This window comes from Moorena sp. SIO4G3 (genome assembly GCF_010692305.1).
Taxonomy (GTDB): Bacteria; Cyanobacteriota; Cyanobacteriia; order Cyanobacteriales; family Coleofasciculaceae; genus Moorena; species Moorena producens_A.
The window spans coordinates 1-3,728 of record NZ_JAAHIG010000583.1; the positions used below are offsets into that span (position 1 = coordinate 1).

The 3,728-nt window shown below is 43.7% G+C and carries 3 protein-coding genes and 1 pseudogene; 3 read left to right on the plus strand and 1 reads right to left on the minus strand.

The features are described 5' to 3' along the window. The coding region (locus F6J99_RS43135; protein WP_293123113.1) for a DUF928 domain-containing protein at positions 1–418 on the minus strand (418 nt) is incomplete at its 3' end. Positions 419–644: 226 nt separating this feature from the next. Between F6J99_RS43135 and F6J99_RS43140 the strand changes: the two genes are divergently transcribed. The 3 genes and pseudogenes from F6J99_RS43140 to F6J99_RS43150 all read left to right on the plus strand — a co-directional run. Beyond that, on the plus strand, positions 645–2,336 hold the full coding sequence (locus F6J99_RS43140; protein WP_293123116.1) for a transglutaminase domain-containing protein: 1,692 nt from the start codon (positions 645–647) through the stop codon (positions 2,334–2,336). Between the two features lie 170 nt (positions 2,337–2,506). Next, positions 2,507–3,280 (plus strand): 1-(5-phosphoribosyl)-5-[(5-phosphoribosylamino)methylideneamino]imidazole-4-carboxamide isomerase, encoded by a 774-nt coding sequence (hisA, locus tag F6J99_RS43145; RefSeq protein ID WP_070395241.1) that lies wholly within the window; start codon positions 2,507–2,509, stop codon positions 3,278–3,280. Positions 3,281–3,622: 342 nt separating this feature from the next. Next, positions 3,623–3,728 (plus strand): annotated as a pseudogene (locus F6J99_RS43150) (glycosyltransferase family 2 protein); the annotation flags it as partial.

Genomic DNA, 3,728 nt, shown 5'->3' on the forward strand with positions numbered 1-3,728 from the left:
TATACTTGACTGAGTAAAGCTCCTTTCCATTGGCATCTTTCAGCACAAACTTTAAATCATGCCCTGATGCATATTTTATACAGGGCATATACCAAGAGAAAGTGGGGTATTCAGAAACCGTTGTTCCCATCCCAGAAATCGGAACCAAGGCTACAACAGGAATGTTGGGGTTTGATATATAGTAGCAATCCCCCCTAGTTCCTCCAGGACGTCCGAGATCCGAGGGTTCGCCTGTAGGAGGTGGATCAAATTCAGATAAATATATACTTTCCCAGTGGTTCGGTATCTTCTCAATCAGTTCCCTCCCTAGGGAAGAACTCGCCTGAGCTTGTACCTGGGCTGGAAGATTGACTGCCAGACTGAAAGCCAAAGCAACCGTTAAGACCGTAAATTTTGATGAACGTGTTAACCAAGCCATGATAAAACTATTCCCTGATAGAGCCAAGTTTCTCTTATAGTAAGCAGGATAAGTGAGAAGTATGGCAGAACAACAGCCCTTGGAGGCACCCGTAACCCCTCTAAGAGGATCAGGTTTTCAGTCCTTACCTGCATCATTTTAACAATAACTTCAGTTATTTGAGACATCGCCACTCTAAGCTTATAATTTTGTCTAAATCTTCATCTGATCTTCATCGGATTTACTCATGATTCTGAATTCATATCCATTTTTTAAAGAACGACAAAAATTAGACAAAACTATCCGACCAATTGGAGCATCTTCCCTGCAAGGTATAGCATTTTGGAGAGAAAAAATAATTGCTATCGACTCGATAAAGGGTTATCTACTACAAATTGATCCCTTTACTGATAACACAACGATTTTGAATCCAGATCGTGAGTCAGATTTAGTCGGTGTTACTGGTTTAGCAGTGGCAGGAGAAACCCTCTGGTTAACGTTACAAGATAGTGTATATTTTTGCCATATAAATAAAAAAATAACCCTGCAACACTTTGTTTATTTGCCTTCCAATCCTAATGGAATCGCTGTTAAAGATTCAACGGTTTATGTTACCTGTAAAAAACTGGGATATATTATTATATATAGCATAAATACAGGTCATGAAATTACCCGATTGCGTTCTCCGGGAGTTGGCATTGAACATATAACAATTCGCGATGAAGAACTGTGGGTATCTGATGACCAAGAACAGACAGTTTACTGTCTTGATCGAGCAACTGGCGAAATTCAGTTCAGTGTACTCACCCCCTTTGAAAATCCTACTGGCTTAGCGTTTTGTTCTGACCCCCAGACGGGAGAGGATACCCTCTATGTTGCTTATGCAACTGAGGAGGCTTACATCCGCGATAACCCTAACGCTGATCCTAATTATGAATTGCAGTATCGCGATCGCACTTTTATTCATCCGTTACACTTTACCTACAATCCGGAAGGTCGCTATGCACTCTCCAATGGCTATTTAATCGAAATGTCCTACGTCGAGGAACTTGACCCCCTCAAGGATATCGAGTTGAATGATTTGGAATGGCGAATTGCCTTGCCATCGGAAACTGACCGACAAAAGGTCTCAAAAGTCGAACCCGTAGGTATACCCTTTACTATAGACGTTCAAGATGGTCAGCAAGTTGCCGTCTTTAAGTTTGACAATCTCAAGCCAGGGGAACGCCATATCTTTGGCTGGAAGGCACTCCTAGAAGTCTGGAGTATCAAGTACCGCCTGACACCACGGGATATGGAGGCGTTGCCTGAGTTACCGCCAGAATTTCAGAACCGTTATTTGGTGGATGATGACAAGTTAGCCATGGATACAGAAATCATCCGCCGTTCGGCTAAAGAAGCAATTGGTAGCGAAACGAATCTGTTGCGGCAAGTCTACAGTATTCGCAATTATGTCTACGACAAACTTTCCTACCACGTGACCCCTAAAATAGATACTCCTGACATTGTGCTACGAAGGGGTGTGGGGTCTTGCGGCGAGTATTTGGGAGTATTGCTAGCTTTGGGACGCCTTAATGGTATCGCGTGCCGCACTGTTGGTCGTTACAAATGCCCTCCCCATCCTGACCAAATTGGTATTCCTTTAGTACCAGATTTTAATCATGTTTGGATGGAATTTTATATCCCAACAATCGGCTGGCTACCGATGGAATCGAGTGCTGATGATACGGTTGAAGGGGGTCCTTATCCCACTCGGTTTTTGATGGGTCTTGCCTGGTACCATATAGAGATCGGTAAAGGAATTAAGTTTGAAATCCTGAAGAGTCAAGGGGTGCCTGTGAAAAAGGAAGATATTTCTATTGGTGAGTTAGCCATTAATCATGTGCGGTTTAAGATTCTGGCAGAATTGCCCAGTGGTAGTGCTTCAATCGAACAATAACGACTACTACTGGCAAGGGTAGCCAGAAAGAAGTGGCTTGCAGGGGATCTAAGACCAAATCGAGGACGTAGCTCCTAGACTTGGGCTACCCCCGTGATGTCAGAAGCCTACACCATACCTGCTGGGATTGGTGTGCGGTAGTTCAGTATAGGTTAGGGGGAAATTTAGTCATGGATGTTATTCCAGCTATAGACTTACTTGAAGAAAAATGTGTGCGGTTAGTCCAGGGAGACTACCAACGTGCGCAAATATTTAACGATAACCCAGTCGAGGTAGCGAAACAATGGGTTGAACAAGGTGCATCAAGGCTGCATGTCGTTGATTTGGATGGTGCAAAACTGGGTAAGCCAGTTAATACTAAGGCCATCGAAGCAATTGTGCAGGCGGTACCTGTGCCAGTGCAAGTCGGTGGTGGATTACGCTCCCGCTCCGGAGTCACTCAACTGTTGACTCTAGGCGTCGATAGAGTCATTATAGGAACGGCAGCGGTGGAAGACCCTTCCCTAGTGGAACAGCTTTGCACTGAATTCCCAGGGAAGATTGTAGTTGGTATTGATGCTCGTCAGGGATGGGTGGCCACTCACGGTTGGTTAGAAACCTCAGAAATTGCAGCAATTGACCTAGCTGAACAAATGACTCAGCTGGGAGTAACTACGATTATTTACACCGACATTCACCGGGATGGAACTCTGTCTGGACCAAACCTAGACGCTCTAAGGGAACTAGCAAGTCATATATCGATCCCCGTGATTGCCTCTGGGGGTGTCAGTTCAATCACTGATCTGTTGAGTTTACTTACTCTCGAATCTCTAGGCGTTAGCGGTGTAATTGTTGGTCGTGCGCTTTACACCGGAGATATGTCTCTCAAAGAAGCTATTCAAGCAGTCGGTCCTGGAAGGTTACAAGATATCCCTCTAGATATGGGCTTTTCTAGCTTTGCTTGATCACTCGTCAATGGAAAAAGGGAAAATTGATCTGATTCGAGCCAAATACCCCATGATCAGTTTTTCATTGTCAGGGGCAATATTTTAAGAGAATAATTTGTATAACTGCTTCCTGATTACACTGTAAAAGTTTAGTAAAGGGGGAAAGGGCAAGGAATTATAACCATTGACCTTTTCCTTTTTATATTTATAACTTAAATTCAAAACCATACTACTAAACTCAATTCCATTCTTCAAGAGTTATTTAGCTAGACAGGAGGACAAGGTGTAAGCATTCAGCTATCAGCTATCAGCTATCAGCTATCAGCTATCAGCTATCAGCTAAAGGCTAAAGGCTAAAGGCCTGTGGTAGATACCGTTGAGTGGCTAATTATCAATGATGGCAGTACAGACCGCACCGTAGACGTAGCCCGCTCCTATGGCGTAGACCACATTGTTAATTTTAAAC